This window comes from Streptomyces sp. NPDC015139 (genome assembly GCF_043079785.1).
GTDB lineage: Bacteria > Actinomycetota > Actinomycetes > Streptomycetales > Streptomycetaceae > Streptomyces > Streptomyces albidocamelliae.
In genome coordinates, this window is record NZ_JBIBUW010000003.1 from 236,553 (window position 1) to 253,161 (window position 16,609).

Annotated in this window: 11 protein-coding genes; 6 read left to right on the plus strand and 5 right to left on the minus strand. The window is 72.7% G+C overall.

Translation table 11 applies throughout. The features are described 5' to 3' along the window. Positions 1-188: 188 nt before the first annotated feature. Positions 189-2,909, minus strand: a complete 2,721-nt coding sequence (gene ppdK / locus ACF08B_RS09855) for a pyruvate, phosphate dikinase (RefSeq protein WP_392316885.1) — start codon at positions 2,907-2,909, stop codon at positions 189-191. Between the two features lie 475 nt (positions 2,910-3,384). Beyond that, positions 3,385-4,614 carry an ROK family protein gene (locus ACF08B_RS09860; protein ID WP_392316886.1) on the minus strand — a complete coding sequence of 410 codons (1,230 nt, stop codon included), beginning with the start codon at positions 4,612-4,614 and terminating at the stop codon, positions 3,385-3,387. Positions 4,615-4,734: 120 nt separating this feature from the next. Between ACF08B_RS09860 and ACF08B_RS09865 the strand changes: the two genes are divergently transcribed. The 3 genes from ACF08B_RS09865 to ACF08B_RS09875 all read left to right on the plus strand — a co-directional run bounded on the left by ACF08B_RS09865 (position 4,735) and on the right by ACF08B_RS09875 (position 10,370). After that, positions 4,735-6,177 (plus strand): hypothetical protein, encoded by a 1,443-nt coding sequence (locus tag ACF08B_RS09865; RefSeq protein ID WP_392316887.1) that lies wholly within the window; start codon positions 4,735-4,737, stop codon positions 6,175-6,177. Beyond that, complete coding sequence (locus tag ACF08B_RS09870) at positions 6,174-8,111, plus strand: glycogen debranching N-terminal domain-containing protein (RefSeq protein WP_392316888.1); 1,938 nt, start codon at positions 6,174-6,176, stop codon at positions 8,109-8,111. The genes ACF08B_RS09865 and ACF08B_RS09870 overlap by 4 nt, the downstream gene beginning before the upstream one ends. A gap of 690 nt (positions 8,112-8,801) precedes the next feature. Continuing rightward, complete coding sequence (locus ACF08B_RS09875; protein WP_392317278.1) at positions 8,802-10,370, plus strand: CDP-alcohol phosphatidyltransferase; 1,569 nt, start codon at positions 8,802-8,804, stop codon at positions 10,368-10,370. Here ACF08B_RS09875 and dusB read toward each other — a convergent pair whose 3' ends face one another. Further along, complete coding sequence (gene dusB, locus ACF08B_RS09880) at positions 10,371-11,513, minus strand: tRNA dihydrouridine synthase DusB (RefSeq protein WP_392316889.1); 1,143 nt, start codon at positions 11,511-11,513, stop codon at positions 10,371-10,373. Between the two features lie 82 nt (positions 11,514-11,595). Here dusB and ACF08B_RS09885 point away from each other — a divergent pair, with 82 nt between their 5' ends. Further along, positions 11,596-13,050, plus strand: coding sequence for an MFS transporter (locus ACF08B_RS09885; RefSeq protein WP_392316890.1), 1,455 nt, complete (start codon positions 11,596-11,598; stop codon positions 13,048-13,050). 19 nt (positions 13,051-13,069) lie between these two features. Here the strand turns inward: ACF08B_RS09885 and ACF08B_RS09890 are convergent, their stop codons facing one another. Next, on the minus strand, positions 13,070-13,945 hold the full coding sequence (locus tag ACF08B_RS09890) for a helix-turn-helix transcriptional regulator (protein WP_392316891.1): 876 nt from the start codon (positions 13,943-13,945) through the stop codon (positions 13,070-13,072). A 101-nt stretch (positions 13,946-14,046) separates the two neighbouring features. Here ACF08B_RS09890 and ACF08B_RS09895 point away from each other — a divergent pair, with 101 nt between their 5' ends. After that, a complete protein-coding gene (locus ACF08B_RS09895; RefSeq protein ID WP_392316892.1) occupies positions 14,047-15,477 on the plus strand; it encodes an MFS transporter in 1,431 nt (476 codons plus the stop codon). Between the two features lie 117 nt (positions 15,478-15,594). After that, complete coding sequence (locus tag ACF08B_RS09900; RefSeq protein ID WP_392316893.1) at positions 15,595-15,819, plus strand: hypothetical protein; 225 nt, start codon at positions 15,595-15,597, stop codon at positions 15,817-15,819. A gap of 189 nt (positions 15,820-16,008) precedes the next feature. Here the strand turns inward: ACF08B_RS09900 and ACF08B_RS09905 are convergent, their stop codons facing one another. Next, positions 16,009-16,605, minus strand: a complete 597-nt coding sequence (locus tag ACF08B_RS09905) for a TetR/AcrR family transcriptional regulator (protein ID WP_392316894.1) — start codon at positions 16,603-16,605, stop codon at positions 16,009-16,011. Positions 16,606-16,609 lie beyond the last annotated feature (4 nt).

The following is a 16,609-nucleotide window of genomic DNA, read 5'->3' on the forward strand; positions in this document are numbered from 1 at the left end:
TCAGGGGCGCCCTCACTTCGTGCGCGACAAGCGGCAGGAGCGGACAGGGCACAACGAGGACACAACAGCGTCGAAGGGGCGGCACCCCCGCACAGGGTGCCGCCCCTCTTCTCGTGCGCCGGAGCCGCCGCCGATCGGTCTGAGGGTCGGGGACCGACGGCGGCTCCGGGGTTCGGTGGCCGGGAGGCCTAGCGGTGGTCGCTGCCCTCCGACTGCGTCGCCGCGCGGCCCGCCTCCAGGCGGGCGACCGGGATGCGGAACGGGGAGCAGGAGACGTAGTCGAGTCCGACCTCGTGGAAGAAGTGGACCGACTCCGGGTCACCGCCGTGCTCGCCGCAGACGCCGAGCTTGAGGTCGGGACGGGTGCGCCGGCCGGCCTCCGCCGCCAGCTTCACCAGGGAGCCGACGCCGTCGCGGTCGATCGTCTCGAAGGGGCTGACACCGAAGATGCCCTTCTCCAGGTAGGCCGTGAAGAAGCTGGCCTCCACGTCGTCCCGGCTGAAGCCCCACACCGTCTGCGTCAGGTCGTTCGTGCCGAAGCTGAAGAACTGGGCCGCCTCCGCGATCTGACCCGCCGTGAGGGCGGCGCGCGGCAGCTCGATCATCGTGCCGATCGCCAGCTTCAGTTCCGTGCCGGTCGCCGCCTGGACCTCGGCGATGACCTTGTCGGCCTCCTCGCGGACGATCTCCAGCTCCTGGACCGTGCCGACGAGCGGGATCATGATCTCGGCGCGCGGGTCGCCCTTGGCCGCCTTGCGTTCGGCCGCGGCCTCGGCGATCGCACGGACCTGCATCGTGAACAGGCCGGGGATCACGAGCCCGAGGCGCACACCGCGCAGACCCAGCATCGGGTTCTGCTCGTGCAGGCGGTGGACCGCCTGGAGCAGCCGCAGGTCGTTCTCGTGCGGCTCCTGGCGGGACTCGGCGAGGGCCACCCGGACCGACAGCTCGGTGATGTCGGGCAGGAACTCGTGCAGCGGCGGGTCGAGGAGGCGGATGGTGACCGGCAGGCCGTCCATCGCCTCGAAGAGCTCGACGAAGTCGGTCTTCTGCAGCGGCAGCAGGGACTTCAGGGAGTCCTCGCGCTCCTCCTGCGTGTCCGCCAGGATCAGGCGCTCGACCAGCTCGCGGCGGTCACCGAGGAACATGTGCTCGGTGCGGCACAGGCCGATGCCCTGGGCGCCGAAGCGACGGGCGCGCAGCGCGTCCTCGGCGTTGTCGGCGTTGGCGCGCACGCGCAGCCGGCGCTTGCGGTCGGCGAAGGCCATCATGCGGTGGACGGCCTCGACCAGCTCGTCGGCGTCGTCGGCGCCCGGGTGCATCCGGCCCTCGAAGTACTCCACGACCGGGGACGGCACGACCGGGACCTCGCCCAGGTAGACCTTGCCCGAGGAGCCGTCGATGGAGATGACGTCGCCCTCTTCGACCACGTGGCCGCCCGGGACCGTCATCCGGCGGCGCTTGGTGTCGACCTCCAGCTCCTCGGCGCCGCAGACACAGGTCTTGCCCATGCCGCGGGCCACGACGGCCGCGTGGGAGGTCTTGCCGCCGCGCGAGGTCAGGATGCCCTCGGCCGCGATCATGCCGTCCAGGTCGTCGGGGTTGGTCTCCCGGCGGACGAGGATGACCTTCTCGCCCGAGCGGGACCACTTGACGGCCGTGTACGAGTCGAAGACCGCCTTGCCGACCGCCGCGCCCGGCGAGGCCGCGATGCCCCGGCCGACCTGCTCGGTCGTGGCGCTGTCGTCGAAGCGCGGGAACATCAGCTGCGCGAGCTGGGCGCCCGTCACCCGCTGGAGGGCCTCGGTCTCGTCGATGAGGCCCTGGTCCACCAGCTGCGTGGCGATGCGGAAGGCGGCACCGGCGGTGCGCTTGCCGACTCGGGTCTGGAGCATCCAGAGCTGGCCGCGCTCGATGGTGAACTCGATGTCGCAGAGATCCTTGTAGTGGTTCTCCAGGGTCTCCATGATCTGCATGAGCTGGTCGTACGACTTCTTGTCGATCTGCTCCAGCTCCGCCAGCGGAACCGTGTTGCGGATGCCCGCCACGACGTCCTCGCCCTGCGCGTTCTGCAGGTAGTCGCCGTAGACGCCCTGGTGGCCGGAGGCGGGGTCGCGGGTGAAGGCGACACCGGTGCCGGAGTCGGGGCCGAGGTTGCCGAAGACCATCGAGCAGACGTTGACGGCCGTGCCCAGGTCGCCGGGGATGCGCTCCTGGCGGCGGTAGAGCTTGGCGCGGTCGGTGTTCCAGGAGTCGAAGACCGCCTTGATGGCGAGGTCCATCTGCTCGCGCGGGTCCTGCGGGAAGTCCCGGCCGGCCTCCCTCTTGACGATCTTCTTGAAGGCGGTGACCAGCTTCTTCAGGTCGGCGGCCTCGAGGTCGGTGTCGACCGTGACCTTCTTGGCCTCCTTGGCCTTGTCGAGGGCCTCCTCGAAGAGCTCGCCGTCGACGCCGAGGACGGTCTTGCCGAACATCTGGATGAGCCGGCGGTAGGAGTCCCACGCGAAGCGGTCGTCGCCCGCCTGCTTGGCCAGGCCCTGCACCGACTTGTCGGACAGGCCGATGTTCAGGACCGTGTCCATCATGCCGGGCATGGAGAACTTGGCGCCCGAGCGGACGGAGACCAGGAGGGGGTCGTCGGCCTGGCCGAGCTTCTTGCCCATCGCCTGCTCGAGGGCGTCGAGGTGCGCACTCACCTCGTCACGCAGTGCCGCGGGCTCCTCACCGCTCTCCAGGTAGACCTTGCAGGCCTCCGTGGTGATGGTGAAGCCGGGAGGGACCGGAAGACCGAGGTTGGTCATCTCGGCGAGGTTGGCACCCTTGCCACCGAGGAGGTCCTTGAGGTCCTTGTTGCCCTCGGTGAAGTCGTAAACGAACTTCGCTACGTGGGGTTCTTTGTTTTCCGACACGGGTCTCGACTCCTTGAGGCCACGGTGGCTGCCCTGACGGCGAGGAACATACCCAGATCGAAGGTCCATGGGTACGTCTACTTGTGCGTCATGCGCCTGTAACCACCCGTCCGCCAGTGGATCGAAAGTCAAAGCTTGGCAAGCCAAGACGGGCTGATGTTTTCACTTCTTGAACGCACACGCCCCGAAAGGGGCCCTATCCTGCTCATCTGAGCGACCCTCGGCACGACTGAGTTCGATCGATGAACGATCAAGGGGTGGCACCGAGTGCCACCCCTTGGAGAAGTGCAGCCGTGCTTGATCCGCTCATCTGAGCGCAACCCTTATCAAGGGTGGCGAGAATCACGCTGCCACAGCGGCCCGGATTTCACCATGCGGACGCGGATCCGGGACGGAAACGGAGGGCGAACACGCCTGTCACAGGCGGGCCCGGCGGGCCCCGGACGTGGCCGGACCCGGTCACACGCCGGCCCGGTCACACGCCCATGGCCGCCAGCCGCTCCTCCACCCGCGCCGGTGCGTAGAGGTGCTCCACGACCAGCGCCCCCGCTCCGATGAGCGCGGCCCGCTCCCCCAGCCGGGAGGTGACGACCTCCAGGTGGGCCGTGGAGCGCGGCAGGGCCCGCTGGTAGAGCAGCTCGCGCACCCCCGTGAGGAAGGGGGTGCCGGCCAGATCGCCGGCGATCATCAGCACGCCCGGGTTGAGCAGGGTGACGACCGTCGCCAGCACGTCCCCGACCCGGCGCCCGGCCTCCCGGGCCAGCGCGGCGGCCTCCGGGTGTCCCGCGGCCAGCAGGTCCCGTACGTCTGACCCGGACGCGGCCGGCACCCCGGACTCGGCCAGCCGCCGGGCCACGGCGCCCCCGCTCGCGACGGCCGCGAGGCAGCCGTACGAGCCGCACCGGCACAGCGCGTCCGCGCCGACCCGGACGTGCCCGATGTCGCCCGCGCCGCCGTCGACACCCCGGTAGATCGAACCGCCCACGACCACTCCGGCGCCGATGCCGGTCGACACCTTGACGAGGACGAGGGCCGAGCAGTCCGGGTGGCCGGTGCGCTGTTCGCCGTACGCCATGAGGTTGGCGTCGTTGTCGACCAGGACGGGGACCGCCGGGGTGCCGGTGTGCTCGGTGAAGGCACGGGAGAGCCGGCCCCGTATGTCGTAGCCGTCCCAGCCCGGCATGATCGGGGGCTGCACGACCCGGCCGGTCTCGCTGTCCACCGGGCCCGGCACCGCGAGCCCGATCCCGCAGACCGCCGCCGCCGGCCGGCCGGCCTTGGTCAGCAGGTCGGCGAACCGGCGCCCGAGTTCGCCGAGCACCGCCTCCGGACCGTGCTCCACCACCAGCGCGCCGGAGTCCTCGGCCAGGAGCTCGCCGGTCAGGGTGAGGACGGCCGCGCGGGCGTGCCGGGTGTCGAGGTCGGCGACGAGCACCACGGCGTGGGAGTCGTCGAACTCCAGGGTGACGGCGGGGCGTCCACCGAGCGGCGAGCCGACGGGACCGCCGGCGCCCTCCCGCAGCCAGCCGGCCCGGAACAGCCGGTCGAGGCGCTGGCCGACGGTGGCACGGGAGAGTCCGGTCGCCTCCTGCAGCGCACCACGGGTCACGGCCCGTCCGCTGCGCACCAGTTCGAGCAGATCGCCGGCGCCGGCCTGACCGCCTGCCCTGGAGGTTGTCCCGGTTCTTCCCGGACGTCCCGTCATACGCACCCCCTTGTGTTCCTCAAGCCTGCATTACATAGTGAGTTTTGCGTGTTAAATAGACGTAACCCTGCGGTAGCCACCACCAAACCCGGTCGGCCGGACGTCTTCGGGGAGCCCCGAGTGGATCGCACTGCCCAGCTCACCGCCCGCTCCACACGACTCGACATCGCATACGATCCCCCACTCTCCGACACGTCCCCGCAGGCCGGGGCCGCCCGGGTGCTCGCGGCGAACTGGACGGGCACCTCGACGGTCCCCTCCCGGAGCCTGTATCCGCACCAGTGGTCCTGGGACTCGGCGTTCATCGCGATCGGCCTGCGGCACGTGTCGCCGCTGCGGGCCCAGACCGAGCTGGAGACGCTGCTGGCGGCCCAGTGGGGCGACGGGCGCGTCCCGCACATCGTGTTCAACCCCTCCGTACCGCTCGACGCCTATTTCCCCAGCCCCGACTTCTGGCGCTCCGCGACCGCGGGCAGCGCCGCCGGCGCCCCGCGCACCGTACAGACGTCCGGCATCGTGCAGCCACCGGTGCACGCCCTGGCGGCCTGGCTGGTGCACATCGCCGACCCCGGACTGTCCCGGGCCCGGGGCTTCCTGGCCCGGGTGTACCCGCGGCTGGCCGCCTGGCACCGGTATCTGCTGCACCGGCGCGACCTGGGCGGCGGCGGGCTGGTGTCCGTGGTCCATCCGTGGGAGCAGGGCATGGACAACAGCCCCTGCTGGGACGCCCCGCTCGCCCGGATCACCCCGGCTCCGGCCCGTTCCTTCCGCCGTGCCGACCTCGACCACGGCGCACCCGAGGACCGGCCGACGGATCTGGACTACGGGCGGTACGTACGGCTGGCCGCCGACTACCGGGACGCCGGCTACGCGGACGGCGGCGGGCAGTTCGCCGTGGAGGACCCGGCGTTCAACGCCCTCCTCATCGCCTCCGAGCACGCGCTGGCCCGGATCGCCGAGGAGCTGGGCGCGGCCGGCACCGCCCGGCGGGCCCGCGCCGAGCGGCTGACGGCGGCCCTGGTGGAGCGGCTGTGGGAGCCGGCGGCCGGCCTGTTCCTGTGCCGGGACCTGCGGGCCGGCGGGGCGGCCGTCCGCGAGCGCGGCGTGACGGGGCTGATCCCGCTGCTGCTGCCGGACCTGCCCCGGGACATCGCCGCCGCTCTCGTCCGCACCCTGCGCGGACCGCACTTCTCGCTCGGCGACCGCACCCGGCTGGTGCCCAGCCACGACCTGCTCGCCGAGACCTTCGACCCGCACCGGTACTGGCGCGGCCCGGCCTGGTTCAACACGAGCTGGCTGGTGGAGCGCGGGCTGCGCACGCACGGCGAGACGGACCAGGCCGACGCCCTGCGCGCGGCGGTCGTCGAGCTGGCCGGCTCAACCGGCTTCACGGAGTACGCCGACCCGTTCACCGGCGAGGCCTGCGGCGCGACCGGCTTCTCCTGGACCGCCGCACTCGCACTGGACCTGCACCAAGAGCTTCTCAAGCACCCCGCACAGGGCGTGTCCCCGACGGGCACCGCCACGTTCGCCAGGAGTGACGAAGGAGGAGACCGGGGATGACGGACCGGCATCATCTGCTCGTGCACGGGGCGACGTTCGCCGCCGTGGACGACCGGGGCGACATCAGCGGTGTCCGGGGCGGCAGTTCCCCGGACGGGTGGTTCGTCCGGGACGCCCGGCACCTGAGCCGCTGGCAGCTCACCGTCGACGGCGCGGTGCCCGAGGTGCTGCGCCCCGTCCCGGACGGGGACGCCAGCCGCTGCGCGCTGGTGCCGCGCGGCGGCCGGCAGGAGCCCCCGGCGTACACCGTCTTCCGTGAACAGGGCGTCGGTGACAGCTCGTTCGTGGAGTCGCTGCGGGTGACCAGCAATCGCCCCGTGCCCACCACGATCCGGCTCGCCCTCACCGTCGACGCCGACTTCACCGACCAGTTCGAACTCCGCTCCGACCACCGCACCTACGCCAAGCCCGGCGCCCTGCGATCCCGTCAGGTGCTGGACGACGGGATCGAGTTCACCTACCGGCGCGCCGAGTGGCGGTCCTGTACGACCATCACTGCCGACCCGGCCCCGGAGGCCGTGGAGGAGACGGGCACCGGTGCCCGGCGCCTGGTGTGGACCCTCGAACTGGAACCGCACGGCACGGCACGGCTGGTGCTGCGGGTGATCGCCCGCCCGCACGGCGAGCGGCGCGCCCTGCGGGTGCCCCGCGACCCGGCGGCCCTGCGGGACCAGCTCCTCGCCGCCGAGGGCGAGTTCATGGAGGGTGTGGCCTTCCCGACCGGCTGGCCGGAACTGGCGGCGGCCTGTGCCCGGGGGCTCGCCGACCTGGCCGCGCTCCAGGTGCCGGCCACCGGGCCCGACGGCGAGGAGCTGCGTGTACCGGCCGGCGGCGCCCCCTGGTTCCTCACCCTTCTCGCCCGGGACGCCCTGCTCACCTCCCTGTTCGCCCTGCCGTACCGGCCGCGGCCGGCCGCCGCCACGCTGCACGCGCTCGCCGCCACCCAGGCGACCGGCACCGGCGGGGCCCGGGGCGCCCAGCCGGGCAAGATCGTGCACGAGGTGCGGCACGGTGAGCTGGCGCACTTCGGGCAGGTGCCGTACGGGCGTTACTACGGCTCGGTCGACGCCACCCCGCTCTTCCTCGTCCTGCTGGGCGCGTACACCGAGCGCACCTCCGACCCGGCGCCGGCCCGCCGCCTGGAGCCGCACGCCCGGGCCGCCGTCGGCTGGATGCTCGACCACGGCGGCCTGACCACGCGCGGCTACCTCGTCCACCGCGCCGACGAGGGCGGTCTCGCCAACCAGAACTGGAAGGACTCCCCCGACGCGATCTGCTGCGCCGACGGCACCCGGCCCACCGGGGCGGTCATGGCGGCGGGCGCCCAGGGCTACGCGTACGACGCGCTGCGCCGTACGGCCTGGCTGGCGCGCACGGTATGGGCCGACGAGACCTACGCGGCCCTGCTGGAGCAGGCGGCGGCCGACCTCCGGGACCGCTTCCAGCGGGACTTCTGGATGGGCGAGCACTCCTTCCCGGCGCTCGCGCTGGACGCCGAGGGCCGCCGGATCGACGCGCTGGCGTCCGACGCCGGGCATCTGCTGTGGTCGGGGCTGCTGGACAAGGAGTACGGCGAGGTGGTCGGCCGGCGGCTGCTCGAACCGGACTTCTTCTCCGGCTGGGGCGTCCGCACACTCGCCGCCGGGCAGCCGGCGTACCATCCGCTCTCCCGCCATCGCGGCTCGGTCTGGCCGCACGACAACGCGCTGATCACGCTCGGCCTGGCGCGCTACGGACTGCACGACGAGGCCCGTACGGTCGCGCACGCGCTGGTCGACGCGGCGACGGCGGGCGGGCACCGGCTGCCGGAGGTACTGGCGGGATACGGCCGCGACACCCATCCGGAACCGGTCCCCTGTCCGCACGCCTGTGTCCGGGAGTCCCGCTCGGCCGCGGCACCGCTCGCGCTGCTCACGGCGGTGGGCGGAACGTAGGCGCGCCGGGCCGCCGGCCGGCCCGGTGAGCGTTTGCCAGCTGTTTGCCCGGGGCTGTGAACAGGGGCCCTGAGGTGGCCGTACGGGAGGACATCAAGGGTCTCGCACGGAAGGACCTCCGGGTTGCCTCAGCACACGAGCACGCGCCAGCCATCCAGTACGGCCGCGGGGCCTCGCCGCGAGGAAACGGAACCCGGGGCGCCGGACCCGGCACCGGCCGAGGACGCGAAGGCGGCGGTCCCGGAGCAGCGGGAGCCGGAACGGGCCGCGCGCGAGACGGCCGAACCGGCCTCGGTGGAAGCGGAGTCGACGGAGGCGGAGTCGACGGAACCGGAACCGCGGGCACCGGAGCTGCGGGAACCGGAGGGGCCGGAACCGGAGGCGGCGGAAGCCGATGTGACGAAGGCCGAGGTGCCGGACCCCGAGGCGCACGGCTCGGACGCCGGCCCCGCGCCGGAACCCGACCGGGCGTCAGAACCCGGCCCCGCGCCCGCCGCCGCCCCCGCACCGGAGGCCGCCGACCCGGCCGCGGCCGACAGCGCGCGGCCCGCCCGGCGGTCCGTCCGGTGGCCCTGGAAGGTCTGGTCCGCGTGGGCGGGGCGGTGGCGGGAGCGGCACCCCGCGGGCGCCCGGGCCCTGTCGGTCACGGTCACCGTGCTGGCCGCCGTCCTCGTGGTCGCCGCGCTCGTGATGCCCAACAGCGTCGTGAACCTGGGGCCCGCCAAGTTCCTGCGGATACCGGGGGAAGCCGTCATCGGCGCGGCGGTGATGCTCGCGCTGCCGCGCCGGCCCCGGGTGGTGCTGGCGGCGGTGTCCGGGGTCGCGCTCGGCGCCATGACCCTGCTCAACGCGCTCGACATGGGCTTCAACCAGTACCTGGGCCGCAGCTTCAACCTCGTCCTGGACTGGAGCCTGCTGACCGACGCGGAGTCGTACCTGGAGGACTCCCTCGGCCGTACCGCCACCCTCGCGGCCGTGGCCGGCGTGATCGTCCTGGTGCTCCTCCTCTTCGTCCTGCTGGCGCTGTCCACGGTCCGGCTGAGCAACGTGCTCGCCCGGCACACCGGCACCGCGACCCGGGGCACGCTGATCGCCGGGGTCGTCTGGATCACCTGTACGTCCCTGGGCCTCCAGGTGTCCGGCGTGCCGCTCGCCTCCGAACGGACGGCCACCGCGCTGAAGGTCCAGGCCCGGCGCATTTCGGACACCCTCCGGGACGAGGCGGAGTTCCGGAAGGTGGCCCGGGTCGACGCCTTCGGGAACACCCCGGGCAGCCAGCTCGTCCCGGACCTGCGCGGCAAGGACATGATCTTCACGTTCATCGAGTCCTACGGCCGCAGCGCGATCGAGGACCCGATCATGGCGCCCGGCGTGGACAGAACTCTCGACGTCCGGACCAAGGCCCTGGCCGCAGCGGGCTTCCACGCCAAGAGCGGCTGGCTGACCTCCGCGACCTACGGCGGCAGCAGCTGGCTCGGCCACTCCACCACCATGTCGGGGCTGTGGATCAGCAACCAGCAGCGCTACCGGACCGTCATGGCGAGCGACCACATGAGCCTGACGGACGCGTTCGAGCGGACCGGCGCGTTCGACACGGTCGGCGTGATGCCCGGTGTGCAGAAGGGCTGGCCGGAGCAGAAGTGGTACGGCCTCGGCAAGGTGTACAACGCCTTCCAGCTGGGCTACAAGGGACCGAAGTTCAGCTGGTCGACCATGCCCGACCAGTACGCGCTCCAGCAGTACCAGGAGCGGGTGCACAGCAAGCGGCCGGCCGGCGGCAAGTCCCGGATGTCGCTGCTCATCCTGACCTCCAGCCACCAGCCGTGGGCGCCCGTCCCGAAGATGGTGGGCTGGGACCAGCTGGGCGACGGCTCGGTCTTCAAGGGCATCGAGGCGGCGGGCAACGACCCGGCCGACGTCATCGCCGACACCACCAAGTCCCGCGAGGAGTACGGCAAGTCGGTGCAGTACTCGGTGACCGCGCTGACCGAGTGGCTGGAGCGCTACGGCACCGAGGACACCGTGCTGGTGTTCCTCGGCGACCACCAGCCGATCGCCCGGGTCAGCGGCAACCACGCCAGCCGTGACGTGCCGGTCTCGATCGTCGCCAAGGATCCCCGGGTGCTCGACAAGGTCGCCGACTGGCACTGGACGGACGGTCTGCGTCCGGCCCACGACGCGCCGGTGTGGAAGATGAGTTCCTTCCGCGACCGCTTCCTGACGGCGTACGGCTCGACCCCGCACCCCAGGAAGGGCTGATCAGCCGCCCGAGGTGTCGAGCTCGGCGTCCTCGCCGACGCCCGCGCAGTCGTACGGGTCCTTCAGCCAGCCGTCCGGCAGCACCACGCGATTGTTGCCGGAGGTGCGCCCCCGGGGCCCGTCCGCGCCGGCCGGCCAGGCCTGGTCGAGGTCCAGCTCGTCCAGGCCGGCCCGCAGTGCCTCCAGCGAGGAGGTGATCGCGAGCCGCTTGCGCATCTCGGAGCCGACGGCGAAGCCCTTGAGGTACCAGGCGACGTGCTTGCGGAAGTCGACCACGCCCTTGGACTCGTCGCCGGCCCACTCGCCGAGCAGGGTGGCGTGCCGCACCATGACGTCGGCCACCTCGCGCAGGGCGGGCCGGGCGACGTCGTCGGGCCGGCCCTCGAACGCGGCCACCAGGTCGGCGAACAGCCACGGGCGGCCCAGGCAGCCACGGCCCACGACCACCCCGTCGCAGCCCGTCTCACGCACCATCCGCAGCGCGTCCTCCGCGCACCAGATGTCGCCGTTGCCGAGCACGGGGATCTCCGGGACGTGCTCCTTCAAGCGGGCGATGGCGTCCCAGTCGGCGGTGCCGCCGTAGTGCTGGGCGGCGGTGCGGCCGTGCAGGGCGATGGCCGTGACGCCCTCCTCGACGGCGATGCGGCCCGCGTCGAGGAAGGTGATGTGGTCGTCGTCGATGCCCTTGCGCATCTTCATGGTCACCGGCAGGTCGCCGGCGCCCGCGACCGCCTCGCGCAGGATCGCCCGGAGCAGGTTCCGCTTGTACGGCAGGGCGGAGCCGCCGCCCTTGCGGGTGACCTTGGGAACGGGGCAGCCGAAGTTCAGGTCGATGTGGTCGGCCAGGTCCTCCTCCGCGATCATGCGGACGGCCTTGCCGACGGTCGCCGGGTCGACGCCGTACAGCTGGATCGAACGCGGCCGCTCACTCGCGTCGAACCTGATCAGCTGCATGGTCTTCTCGTTGCGCTCGACCAGCGCCCGGGTCGTGATCATCTCGCTGACGAACAGGCCCTTGCCGCCGCTGAACTCCCGGCACAGGGTGCGGAAGGGCGCGTTCGTGATACCCGCCATGGGGGCGAGCACGACGGGCGGCCGCACGGTGTGCGGGCCGATCTGCAAGGGGGACTCGGGCGTGGGCATTGCCCCATTGTCACCCATCGACAAAGATCATGTATCACTCATTAGTTAGACGCACTATCGAAGCGGACGTAGGATGGAACGCATGCCCGAGTTGAGTCACCGCCGACGCATGCTGGTGCTCGCGATCTGCTGCATGAGCCTGCTGATCGTGAGCCTCGACAACACCGCGCTGAACGTGGCGCTGCCCTCGATGCAGCGCGACCTGCACGCCACCACCTCCGGGCTGCAGTGGACGATCGACGCCTACACGCTCGTCCTGGCCTCGCTGCTGATGCTCGCCGGTTCCACGGCCGACCGCATCGGCCGCAAGCGGGTCTTCATGACCGGCCTGGTGCTGTTCTCCGTCGGCTCCCTGCTCTGCTCCCTGGCACCCGACCTGGAACTGCTCGTCGTGTTCCGGATGGTCCAGGCGGTGGGCGGCTCGATGCTCAACCCGGTCGCCATGTCGATCATCACCAACACGTTCACCGACTCCCGCGAACGCGCCCGCGCGATCGGCGTGTGGGGCGCGGTGGTCGGCATCTCCATGGCCGCGGGTCCGCTGGTCGGGGGTCTGCTCGTGCAGTCGGTGAGCTGGCGCGCCATCTTCTGGGTCAACCTCCCGGTCGGTCTCGCCGCCCTGCTCCTCACCCTCCGCTTCGTGCCCGAGTCCCGCGCGCCCAGGGCCCGCCGCCCCGACCCGGTCGGCCAGCTGCTGGTGATCGCCCTGTTCGGCTCGCTGACGTACGCGATCATCGAGGCGCCGGACGCGGGCGCGGCCACGGTGGCGCCCTTCGCCGCGGTGGCCCTGGCGGCGCTGCTGGCCCTGCTGTGGTACGAACCCCGGCGCGCCGAACCCCTCATCGACCTGCGCTTCTTCCGCTCCGCACCGTTCAGCGGGGCGACCGTGATCGCGGTCAGCGCCTTCGCCGCGCTGGGCGGCTTCCTCTTCCTGTCCACCCTGTACCTGCAGAACGTGCGCGGTCTCGATGCCCTGCACGCGGGGCTGTGGATGCTGCCCATGGCCGCGCCGACGTTCCTGTGCGCACCGCTGTCCGGCCGGCTGGTCGGCAGCCGTGGTCCGCGGCTGCCTCTCCTCGTCGCGGGTACGGCGATGACGGCGAGCGGGGTGCTGTTCGCGGCCTTCGAGGCGGAGACCTCCAACACCACTCTCTTCATCGGGTACGTCCTGTTCGGCATCGGCTTCGGCTTCGTGAACGCGCCGATCACCAACACGGCGGTGTCGGGCATGCCACGCGCCCAGGCCGGGGTCGCCGCCGCGGTCGCCTCCACGAGCAGGCAGCTGGGCCAGACGCTGGGTGTGGCGGTCGTCGGCGCCGTCCTCGTGGCCGGTATCGGCTCGTCCTCCTACCGGCAGGAGTTCGTCTCGGCGGCCCGCCCCGGCTGGTGGATCCTGACCGTGTGCGGTCTGGCCGTCCTGGTCCTCGGCCTGCTGACCAGCGGCCGCTGGGCCCACCGCACCGCCGAGCGGACGGCCGAGCAGCTTCGGACGGCGGAGGTGCGGGAGGTCGTGGGGGCTTCCGGAGCCGCCCGGTGAGCGGGCGCGGCGCCGCCGGTCAGTCCGCCCGCGCGAGGTCGTAGAGCCGCTCCAGACGCTCCCGGGTCTCCTCGTCGCGCGGGGTGTACGTCACCATCCGGGCGCCCGCCTCCGGGCCGAGCCACAGGTCGGTGTGCTCCAGGCTGAGACGGCCGACGTGGGGGTTGAGGAACTCCTTGGTCCTGGAGCGGCCGGCGACCACCTCGTACCGCTCCCAGTTCTCGCGGAACTCCGGTGACTCCTCCAGCCGCCTGAGCAGCATCTTCCAGGCGGGTTCGCCGAGGTGGCCGGCCAGGGAGGCGCGCAGCCGGGCGGCCATCAGGCGCTGGGTCTGCTCCAGGTGCACGACCGCCGACTGCCACTCCTCGCTGGTGTACACGAGCAGGATGCAGTTGCGGTCCTCGGGCGGGATCGCGTCCAGGTCGCCCAGCAGGCGCCCGTAGGTGCGGTTGTAGGCGAGGATGTCGTACCGGCTGTTCTGGACGCAGGCCGGGATCGGGTCCAGCCGGCGCAGCATCTCGCGCAGGGCCGGGGTCACGCTCGGGCAGCTCGCCGCGGGCGACGGGTCGACGGCGCCGGCCAGCTGGAAGAGGTGGGCGCGCTCGCCGGCGTCCAGCCGCAGGGTCCGCGCGAGGGCGTCCAGGACCTGGACGGAGACCTGGATGTCGCGGGCCTGCTCCAGCCACGTGTACCAGGTGACGCCGACCGCGGAGAGCTGGGCGACCTCCTCCCGGCGCAGTCCCGGCGTACGGCGGCGGGTGCCGCGCGGCAGCCCCACCTGCTCGGGCTTGATGCGCTCGCGGCGGCTGCGCAGGAAGGCGGCCAGCTCGTGCCGGCGGATCTCCGCGCCCCGGGCGGTCGGCCGCGCGGCGGGCTCCTGGGACAGGGTCGTCATGATTCCAGGGTCCCGCGATCGCCATCCTGTTGCCAGGTGGTCCTGGTACCAGGATGAGGAGACTCTGGTACCCGTCTCGGCGGGGGCGCAGGCTCGGGGGCATGAGCGAAACCGTCATTACCGCGAAGGCCGTCCGGACGGCGGCCGCCCCGCCCGCGCTCGGCGGGCCCGGACTGTTCACCGTCCTGCTGGCCGCGGCCCTGCCGCTGGTCGACTTCTTCATCGTCAATGTCGCTCTGCCGGCCATCGGCACGGACCTCGCCGCGGGCGAGGCCGTGCTGGAGCTGGTCGTGGCCGGTTACGGGGTCGCGTACGCCGTGCTGCTGGTGCTCGGCGGGCGGCTCGGGGACCTGTTCGGCCGGCGTCGCCTGTTCCTGGGCGGCATGGCGGCGTTCGGGCTCACCTCGCTGGCCTGCGGGCTCGCCCCCGGCGCCTGGAGCCTCGTCGCGGCGCGGGTCGCGCAGGGCGCGTCGGCCGCGGCGATGCTGCCGCAGGTGCTCGCCACCATCCAGTCCGCCACGACGGGTGCGCGCCGGGCCAGGGCGATGAGCCTCTACGGCGCCACGGCCGGGCTGTCCATGGTGGCCGGGCAGATCCTGGGCGGGGTGCTCGTGGCCGCGGATGTCGCCGGTACGGGGTGGCGCTCGGTCTTCCTCGTCAACGTGCCCGTGGTGGCGGCCGGGCTGGTGCTCGCCGTCCGGTACGTGCCGGAGACCAGGTCGCGGCGTCCGGAGCCGGTGGACGTCCCGGGCACGGTCCTGCTCGCGCTGTCCCTGCTGACGCTGCTCGCTCCGCTCACCGAGGGCCGGGCGGCGGGCTGGCCGCTGTGGACGTGGGTGTCGCTGGCGGCGTTCCCGATCGTCGCCGGGGCGTTCTGGGCCGTGGAACGGCGGGCGGACCGGGCGGGCCGGACCCCGCTGGTGCCGCCCAGTCTGCTGGCGCTGGCCTCGCTGCGGCGCGGACTGCTGCTGATCCTGCCGTTCTCCGTCGGTTTCAGCGGGTTCATGTTCGTCATCGCGCTCGCGTTGCAGCAGGGCGCGGGGCTGGGGCCGGTGCAGGCGGGGCTGGCGCTCGCGCCGATGGCGGTGGTGTTCCTGTTCGTCTCGCTGGCCGGACCGCGGCTGATCGCCCGCCACGGCACCCGCGTGGTCACCGCCGGGTCCGTCGTGCAGGGCGTCGGTGTGCTGCTGATCGTGCTGGCCGCCTGGCGGGACTGGCCGCACCTGGACTTCGGCTCGCTGCTGCCGGGCGCGGCCGTGGCCGGTGCCGGGCAGGCGCTGCAACTGCCCAATGTGATGCGGATCGTGATGTCCGAGGTGCCGGCCGCCCGGGCGGGCGTCGGCAGCGGTGTGATGGTCACCACCCAGCAGTCCGCGCTCGCCCTTGGCGTGGCCACGCTCGGCACGCTGTTCCTGACCCTGGTTCCGCATCTGGGCATGCGGGACGCGCTGGTCGTCACGCTGCTGGCGCAGTTGGCCGGGACCGTGCTGACGGGCCTGCTCAGTCTGCGGCTGCCCCGCGACATCGGCTGAGCCGGGGTGGGCCGAGGGCACGGCTTGGACAACTCACCGGGAATCTCACCCTGTTGATGTTGGTCCTGCTGCACACTCCTTGCCGTCGGGTTGCCGGACGCGGGGACGGGAGGCGTCATGCCACGGGTCAGCACTACGAGCAAGGTCAGCCGCTGGGACCAGCACGGGCGGGAGCACGTCGTCAGAGTGCAGCGCGCGGGGGTGCAGCGCACGATCAGATGCGACACGTGCGGCTGGCGGCGGGGCGCCCAGTTCCTGCCGTGGCTGAAGGCCGAGGAGCACCTGGCCGAGGCCCACCAGGCGACGGTCGACCCGACGGCGGCCCGTCAGCCGTCCCGCTGAGAACCGGTGCGGCCGGCCCGCCGTCCCGCTGGAAACCGGCCCGGCCGGTCCGACGACCACGTCGGACACCCCGGACACACGGCGCCCGCCCGGACCACCGCCCGCCGCGACGGCCCGCCGGATCGCCGGCGGGCGCGAAGTCCCCTGCCCTCGGCGGCGGGACACCCGGCTACCCGCAAGCGCCCGGGCTCACCGGGTCGTCGGGCCCAGTCCGCGGAGCAGCAGGTCCACGACGGCTGTGAACTCCTCGTCGATTCCGGGGGCGGTCCACTCCCGCGCGTAGCAGGGGTCGTGGAAGCGGCCGGTCGCCTGGAAGACGGCGCGGGCCGCGGCGGCCGGATCGGCGACGGAGAAGGCGCCCGACCCGGCCCCCGCCGCGATGATCCCGGTCAGCTGGGCGGTCAGCTCGGTTATGTGCTCACCGACGACCGTGCCGTTCTCGTCGGTCAGCACCGTGTAGGTGGCGAAGAGTTCGGGGTCGTCGCCCGCCTTGTGCCGCTTGGCCTCGAACAGCGCCGCCAGCCACGACCGCAGCCGCTCCTCCGGGCTCCCGCCGTCGGCGACGATCCCGGCGAGCTTCAGCGAGGTGCGGTCCAGCCAGCGCTTGGTGACGGCCTCGCGCAGCGCGGCCTTGGTGCGGAAGTGCCGGTAGACACTGCCGTGGCTGACGCCGAGCGCGCGGGCCACGTCGACCACGGTGGCCTTGGCCGGGCCGTGGCGGCGCAGCACTTCCTCGGTCGCTTCGAGGATGCGCTCGGCGGTCAGGGTCTCGCTGGTCGGTGCCATGCTC

Coding starts and splice junctions, on each gene's coding strand:
- ACF08B_RS09895 (WP_392316892.1), top strand. CDS start 14,047: ATGAGCGAAACCGTCATTACCGCGAAGGCCGTCCGGACGGCGGCCGCC.
- dusB (WP_392316889.1), bottom strand. CDS start 11,513: ATGCCCACGCCCGAGTCCCCCTTGCAGATCGGCCCGCACACCGTGCGG.
- ACF08B_RS09885 (WP_392316890.1), top strand. CDS start 11,596: ATGCCCGAGTTGAGTCACCGCCGACGCATGCTGGTGCTCGCGATCTGC.
- ACF08B_RS09875 (WP_392317278.1), top strand. CDS start 8,802: ATGCCCAACAGCGTCGTGAACCTGGGGCCCGCCAAGTTCCTGCGGATA.
- ACF08B_RS09900 (WP_392316893.1), top strand. CDS start 15,595: ATGCCACGGGTCAGCACTACGAGCAAGGTCAGCCGCTGGGACCAGCAC.
- ACF08B_RS09890 (WP_392316891.1), bottom strand. CDS start 13,945: ATGACGACCCTGTCCCAGGAGCCCGCCGCGCGGCCGACCGCCCGGGGC.
- ACF08B_RS09870 (WP_392316888.1), top strand. CDS start 6,174: ATGACGGACCGGCATCATCTGCTCGTGCACGGGGCGACGTTCGCCGCC.
- ACF08B_RS09860 (WP_392316886.1), bottom strand. CDS start 4,614: ATGACGGGACGTCCGGGAAGAACCGGGACAACCTCCAGGGCAGGCGGT.
- ACF08B_RS09905 (WP_392316894.1), bottom strand. CDS start 16,605: ATGGCACCGACCAGCGAGACCCTGACCGCCGAGCGCATCCTCGAAGCG.